5 protein-coding genes are annotated in these 6,842 nt (G+C 59.0%); all 5 read right to left on the reverse strand.

Translation table 11 applies throughout. The features are described 5' to 3' along the window. The 5 genes from AACH06_RS29755 to AACH06_RS29775 all read right to left on the reverse strand — a co-directional run bounded on the left by AACH06_RS29755 (position 1) and on the right by AACH06_RS29775 (position 6,712). Complete coding sequence (locus AACH06_RS29755) at positions 1 to 495, reverse strand: hypothetical protein (RefSeq protein WP_341429457.1); 495 nt, start codon at positions 493 to 495, stop codon at positions 1 to 3. A 1,014-nt stretch (positions 496 to 1,509) separates the two neighbouring features. Next, positions 1,510 to 1,878, reverse strand: coding sequence for a hypothetical protein (locus AACH06_RS29760; protein WP_341429458.1), 369 nt, complete (start codon positions 1,876 to 1,878; stop codon positions 1,510 to 1,512). A gap of 2,618 nt (positions 1,879 to 4,496) precedes the next feature. After that, positions 4,497 to 4,916 carry a hypothetical protein gene (locus AACH06_RS29765; RefSeq protein WP_341429459.1) on the reverse strand — a complete coding sequence of 140 codons (420 nt, stop codon included), beginning with the start codon at positions 4,914 to 4,916 and terminating at the stop codon, positions 4,497 to 4,499. A gap of 89 nt (positions 4,917 to 5,005) precedes the next feature. Beyond that, positions 5,006 to 5,503, reverse strand: coding sequence for a hypothetical protein (locus tag AACH06_RS29770; RefSeq protein ID WP_341429460.1), 498 nt, complete (start codon positions 5,501 to 5,503; stop codon positions 5,006 to 5,008). A gap of 561 nt (positions 5,504 to 6,064) precedes the next feature. Further along, positions 6,065 to 6,712: a hypothetical protein gene (locus AACH06_RS29775; RefSeq protein WP_341429461.1), complete on the reverse strand. Its 648-nt coding sequence runs from the start codon at positions 6,710 to 6,712 to the stop codon at positions 6,065 to 6,067. Positions 6,713 to 6,842: the final 130 nt, after the last annotated feature.

Genomic DNA, 6,842 nt, shown 5'->3' on the forward strand with positions numbered 1-6,842 from the left:
CTACGCTCGCCGAATCGGCGCCCAAGAGCTCGGGCTGAAGCCGTTTCTGGCATCTCGAGCCCAGATTCCGTGTTCTTCAGCGTCCATGCACGTCGCGCCATGCTTTGTGCAGACCATCCCTAGCGAGAAAGACCAGTAGCCGACTTCCCAGACATGCAGACTCCAGCGGTCGTTCGTTCCGAAGTACCCAAACGAAAGCTCTTCTGGTCCGATGACCTCAACATCTTGAGTGAAACCAAAGACGTTGGGCATAGCGACAAGATCCAAGATTTCGCCGGCCGGACTTAGAAGATAGATCCAATGCTCACATCCATCGAAGTAGTCGTAGCTTGTGGCCAACACGATGTGATGCCCACTACTGAACTCGAACTCGATCTTGTCTCCATTGACGATCGACCCCTTGATCCCACCATCAGTGAACAGTCGACGGCGATAAGTCGCGAACGGAACTGTCTTTGGGAGTTCCTTCAGCGAGAACTTGGATGAGGGTTGCACCTAAAGCGCCTAACGTTCGACGTAAGGGGCTGGCCGCAGGCCAGTCCCTTTGACGGAGCGGTTAGGCAAAGCGAGTGGGGCACCGAGATGCCCGGAACGCAATGCCGCAACCGGCATGTATTTGAAGGCTGGTGTCCAGACGATGCAGTGCCTGGCAAAGCAGAGTACTTGCATAACAAGTGCTACGACGCTGGGCGGCTGGGACGAAGGACTTCAGCGCCCTTGGCAATGTGCTGGAAGCTTGCCCTGGCAGAGATAGCCCACAGAGTACCACCGGCCGAGACCAACGAGAGCGGTTCCGGCGACCGTGGTGTGCTGCTGAGGCCACCTACATGTGCCCAGGCTGACTTGAATACGGCCGGAGCCGCCACGGACCGCACGCTGGCCGCCGGAGGACGGACAGCCCATGCCGATGATTGAGTTGCCCCAAAGAAGGCTCGGACATGCCGCTGCGCTTTTACCTTCACCAACCAGCCGACTTCTGATGCCTAACGTTCGACGTAAGGGGCTGGCCGCAGGCCAGTCCCCTTGACGGAGCGGTTAGGCAGAGTGGCCAGAGCACCGAGATGCCTGGGACGCGATGCCACAACCGACATGTATTTCATGCCTGGCAGGCAGGCGAGGCGCGCGTTGGCGGAGCAAGAGACTTGCATGACAAATGCTATGACGCCGGCCGGGAGAGAAGGAATATTTCAGCGGCCTCGGCAGAGCGATGAAATCTCGCCGAGGCAGAGATTGCCCACAGAGTACCACCGGCGCTGGCCAGACAGGGCAACTTGAAGCCTCGGCATGCTGCCGCGGTTACCCACATGTGCCCGCGCTGACCAGAATACGGCAGGAACGGCCACGGACCGTGCGCTGGCCGCCGAAGGACGGACAGCCCACGCTGACGATGAAGTAGGCAGCCGACATGCGTGGATATGCTGCTTCGGACTCAACGGTCAGCCCCTGACTCTTGATGCCTAACGTTCGACGTAAGGGGCCTGCCGAAGGCAGGTCCCCTTGACGGAGGGGTTAGGCGGCTGGCAACGCATAGGAGGCCTTTTCTTCGCCATTGAAAGCGATTGAGACAAGCAGACTACCTGTTGCCTTGGTAAAACGGAACTCTACAGGTGGCTCAGCAGCAACTAGGCAGAGGGTTGACTTGTTGGCCAGCCGACCTGTCGTGCGAGTGACGTTTGGAAGGCCAATTTGCACGAAGTACTCGATGTCTTGATTGAATGCGCCTGCGACCCCGCAAAGAATGGTTTTTTGGCCTTCGGTTAAATCAATGGCGACGCCGTAGCCGCAGCGCCAAACGCGCAGCTTGACGGGACCAGCCAGCTCTGCATACGAGCCGACAAGTCTCTGCAGGAATTCAAGCGCTGGAATGCGCGAGATCATGCCCTTTGCCGCCTAACGTTCGACGTAAGGGGCGGCCGCAAGTGGGCGAAGCCCGCTTGTGGACGTCCCCTTGACGGAGGGGTTAGGCTTCGGGCAACTCAGGCTCGAGAGAAACGCCGGTTGGCACATTTGCTACGGTGGCACTGGCATAGGCCAAGAGTGGATCAGGAAGCTGGGAACCCTCTTGCAACCACCATGATAGGCGCTCACTGAACCACCTGCCTTCACTACTTCGCGCTTTGTCGATCCAGCATCCAGCGTAGCGAACTAGGTGAGACATATGGAAGGAACGCGCTTCCTGTGCGGCAACCCCCGGCTCTGGGGGCAATGCCAAGCAGAGGTTCGCGTAGATACCGCGGAGAGCGCTCTCGGGTGGGAGGCTTGCAGCAATCGATCTGAGTTCGGCATCCAAGACCTCTTGAACATACTGAAGGCGGTTGCCGGTCGCAATGGCATTCCGTGCTTGGTCAAGCAGAACCCAAGCGCGAGCATCCTCGTTTTGGAATAGTCGTCGCTCAAAGTACATTCGCCGAGCGCACACATCCACGGCCAAAAACTCAAGTGCCATAGCCCTGTGCTTTGAGGGCGGCGGGCTCTCTCGGCCGAGGACGAATCGGAGGAAGCTCTCGTCATCGGATGGTTGTTCCATGGCGCCCACAACAATAGAAGAAGCCTAACGTTCGACGTAAGGGGCTGGCCGCAGGCCAGTCCCCTTGACGGAGCGGTTAGGCAGAGCGGTAGGAGCACCGAGATGACCGGAACGCGGAGCCACAACCGATATGCATTTCAAAACCGGCAGCCAGACGATACATGCGTTGGTGGAGCAGGAGACTTGCATGACAAGAGCTACGACGCTGGCCGGCGGAGACGAATGATTTGAACTGCCTTGGCAAAGCGCTGCAAGCTTGCCTTGGCAGAGATCGCCCACAGAGTACCACCGGCGGTGACCAAGGAGAGCGATTCCAGCGACCTTGATGTGCTGCTGCGGCCACCGACATGTGCCCAAGCTGACTTGAATACGGCTGGAGCCGCCACGGGCCGTGCGCTGGCCGCCGAAGGACGGACAGCCCACGCCGACGACGAAGCCGGCACCCAGAAACCTTAGAAAAGTCGCTGAGAGTTGACCGGCCCTGCTGCCTTCAGATGCCTAACGTTCGACGTAAGGGGCTGGCCGCAGGCCAGTCCCCTTGACGGAGCGGTTAGGCAGAGCGGCCAGAGCACCGAGATGCCTGGAACGCAATGCCACAACCGACATGTATTTCAAGCCCGGTAGCCAGACGATGCCGGGGCCGACAATGCAGAGTGCTTGTATGACAAGTGCTACGACGCTGGCCGGTAGAGAAGAAGGACTTCAGCTACCTCGGCAAAGCGGTGAAAGCTTGCAGTGGCAGAGATGGCCAACAGAGTACCACCAGCGGTGACCAAGGAGAGCGATTCCTGCAACCGTGGTGTGCTGCCGCGGTAACCCACATGTGCCTAAGCTGACTCGAATACGGCTGAAGCTGGCACGGTCCGTGCGCTGGCCGCCGAAGGACGGACAGCCCACGCGGACGACGGAGCAGGCACCTGGTAAGCGTGGATATGCTGCATCGGACTCGCCGTTCGGCCGCTGCCTTCTGATGCCTAACGTTCGACGTAAGGGGCTGGCCGCAGGCCAGTCCCCTTGACGGAGTGGTTAGGCAGAGTGGCTAGAGCACTGAGATGCCTGGAACGCAATGCCACAACCGACATGTATTGCATGCCCGGTAGCCACGCGAGGCGTGCGCCGGTGGAGCAAAAGACTTGCATGACAAGTGCTACGACGCTGGCTGGGAGAGAAGAAGTATTTCAGCTGCCTCGGCAGAGCGCTGAAAGCCCGCCTTGGTAGAGATGGCCCACAGAGTACCACCGGTGCAGGCCAGGCAGAGCAACTTGAGACCTTGGCATGCTTCAGCGGCGACCCACATGTGCCCAAGCCGACCGAAATACGGCAGGAACCGCCACGACCCGTGCGCTGGCCGCCGAAGGACGGACAGCCCACGCCGACGATGAAGCCGGAACCCAGCAACGGTAGGCCAGCCACTGATACTTCACCAGCCGCTACTTTCTGAAGCCTAACGTTCGACGTAAGGGGCTGGCCGCAGGCCAGTCCCCTTGACGGAGTGGTTAGGCAGAGCGGGTACGGCATCGAGATGCATGGGACGCAATGCCACAACCGGAATGTATTTCAAGCCGACTGGCCAGGCGAGCCGGTGACTGGCAAAGCAAAGGGCTTGCATAACAAGTGCTACGACGCTGGCCGGGAGAGAAGAGGGATTTCGGCTGCCTCGGCAGAGCGCTGAAAGCTTGCCGTGGCAGAGGTAACCCACAGAGTACCACTGGCGCTGACCAGGCAGAGCAACTTGCGGCCTTGGCGCGCTGCCGTGGCCACCACATGTGCCCAAGCAGACTTGAATACGGCTGGAGCCGCTACGGTCCGTGCGCTGGCCGCCAAAGGACGGACAGCCCATGCCGACGATTGAGTTGCCACCCAGAAGGCTCGGACATGCCGCTGCGCCTCCAACAACCTGCTCCCTTCTGATGCCTAACGTTCGACGTAAGGGGCGGCCCGCTTGCGGGACGTCCCCTTGACGGAGGGGTTAGGCATCGAGCTCGCCAGCCAAAGATGGCGGCGGAAGTGGAGGCTCTTGCTTGCCCCGAGCCAGAAGCTCAGCTGGGATGTGCATATCGATTTCCTCACGCGGCACACTTGTAAACGAACTGACAAAGAAGCTCATGTGAGCGAGGTACTTTTCGGCGACGGCGTAGTACGCGACTGAACCTGAACTAGCAGGATTGTCTGCCATGTGCTTTGCAGCACGGGCGATGAACACTGGGATGACTTCGTAGTTCTTGCTCAGGAAAAGACCGATGATGTTGTTAACGTAGCAGACGAGCAGGTAACTCACTTTGTTTCTGCGGTAGCACTGCTCCGGAACTAGGCCAGGGCTGTTCAAGAAAGTGTGAAATGCCTTGACTACGGAGCGCGCTTCGCCAGCGCCTTCAATCGACAGATCCACCACGACTCCTCTCGATGCCTAACGTTCGACGTAAGGGGCGGCCCGCTTGCGGGACGTCCCCTTGACGGAGGGGTTAGGCGGCAGCGTGCCTATGGCTGCTCGCGTGACTCTTTCCATCGATCGAGAGCGCTAAAGGCTTCCGTGACATGTGGCCCTACATTGCGTTCAAGTCTTGAAGGTAGATCTTTGAACGAAGCGCAAAGGCCCCTCAATTCGTCTTCTGGTAGGGCTTGCAGCTGCATGGAGATTTCAAGCGTTGTCGCGGCATTGAGTGCACGTATTGGGTCTACGCCAGGTCGGGGTGGCAACATGACAGAGGCGATGTCTTTCATGTATTGGTCGACTCTATCCAATTGCTCCTGCTTCCGGCTCTTCCATTCTTCGTAAACGGCTTGTCGAGCGGCCGTTCCCAACGGATCAGCCTTCTTGCATTGAAGAAGCACGATGCTTAGCTGCTGCTGCCAGGCAGACAGGACGCCAAGATAGGCCATGACTCGCTGTGACTCATCTCGAATTGATGAGGGCGCGACTTGGCAATGACCGCTCCCTGCCGACAACAACATGAGGATCGCGACGAACAGCTTCATTGGGTCTGATTTCATGCCGCTTAACGTTCGACGTAAGGGGCTGGCCGCAGGCCAGTCCCCTTGACGGAGCGGTTGGGCAAAGCGAGTGGGGCCCCGAGACGCCCGGAACGCAATGCCGCAACCGGCATGTATTCGAAAGCCGGTGGCCAGGCGATGCAGTGACTGGCAAAGCAGAGTGCTTGCATAACAAGTTCTACGACGCTGGGCAACTGGGACGAAGGATTTCAGCGACCTTGTCGAAGCGCTGAAAGCTTGCCAAGGCAATGATCGCTCACAGGGTACCACCGGCCGTGACCAACGGGAGCGATTTCAGCGACCGTGGCGTGCTGCTGAGGCCACCTACATGTGCCCAGGCTGACTTGAATACGGCTGGAGCCGCCACGGACCCCGCGCTGGCCGCCGGAGGACGGACAGCCCATGCCGACGATTGAGTCGCCCCAAAAAAGGCTCGGTCATGCCGCTGCGCCTTCACCAACCTGCTGCCTTCTGATGCCTAACGTTCGACGTAAGGGGCGGCTTGCGCCTTGGCACAAGAGGTCCCCTTGACGGAGGGGTTAGACCTCACGACGCAATGCTCTTGAGCTGGACAATCTGATCCACGACTTGGACGGCGCGACTCGCATAGAGCGAGTAAGTCTGGACAAGGTTCTCTGTGACGAGGCGGTAGTTCTCTCCCTCCAGCTTGCTAAAGGTGAGATCAAAGTATTTTCTGCTCCGGTCTACTATGTCATCGAGCAACGCGACATTGCGCCGAATAGCCAGAAGCTGCCTTTGGAAGGATGTGTCAAAGGTCCAGAGCGCGGACACGCGCGCATCAAGCAGCGGAATCGGGTAGTGCTGAAGCATCGATCCTTTTCCATCGTCAGCCGACATGTGTGACGCGATCTTCTGTAAATCTGCATCACTCCACGAGAGTTGGGTTCTCAAACGAGGAATGAATTCCTGCAGGCTTTGAATTGTGGCGTGTTGCTCTGAGTAGGTCTTTAGCCATTCGAGGAATGACCGATCAACGGTGCCCGCGTGCATCTTGGCACCGTAGGCTGCCGTTGCGAGGATGTCGGCGAGTTCAGCGAGCTCAGCGAGAATTGCCGATCGGCCTAGGGTGTTTTCGCGCCGGCGCTTGATGGCGTCGACCACTATCGGGCTAAGCATGCCAAGCAGCCAGCCAAGGAACAGAAACGCGATCTTCTCGGGCGTGTCTGGCGACATGTTCTTGAGGTCTAACGTTCGACGTAAGGGGCGGCCCGCTTGCGGGACGTCCCCTTGACGGAGGGGTTAGACCTCACGGCCGGTTGGGCCGCTGACGGCCAAGCATGACCTGATTGCTCTTGAACCATTG

The sequence above is a fragment of the Ideonella lacteola genome (genome assembly GCF_038066555.1).
In the GTDB taxonomy this organism is placed as follows: domain Bacteria; phylum Pseudomonadota; class Gammaproteobacteria; order Burkholderiales; family Burkholderiaceae_C; genus Ideonella; species Ideonella lacteola.

What these genes read in the sequence shown, in the direction of transcription:
- AACH06_RS29760 (WP_341429458.1), bottom strand. Translation starts at nt 1,878, where the DNA reads ATGATCTCGCGCATTCCAGCGCTTGAATTCCTGCAGAGACTTGTCGGC.
- AACH06_RS29770 (WP_341429460.1), bottom strand. Translation starts at nt 5,503, where the DNA reads ATGAAGCTGTTCGTCGCGATCCTCATGTTGTTGTCGGCAGGGAGCGGT.
- AACH06_RS29775 (WP_341429461.1), bottom strand. Translation starts at nt 6,712, where the DNA reads ATGTCGCCAGACACGCCCGAGAAGATCGCGTTTCTGTTCCTTGGCTGG.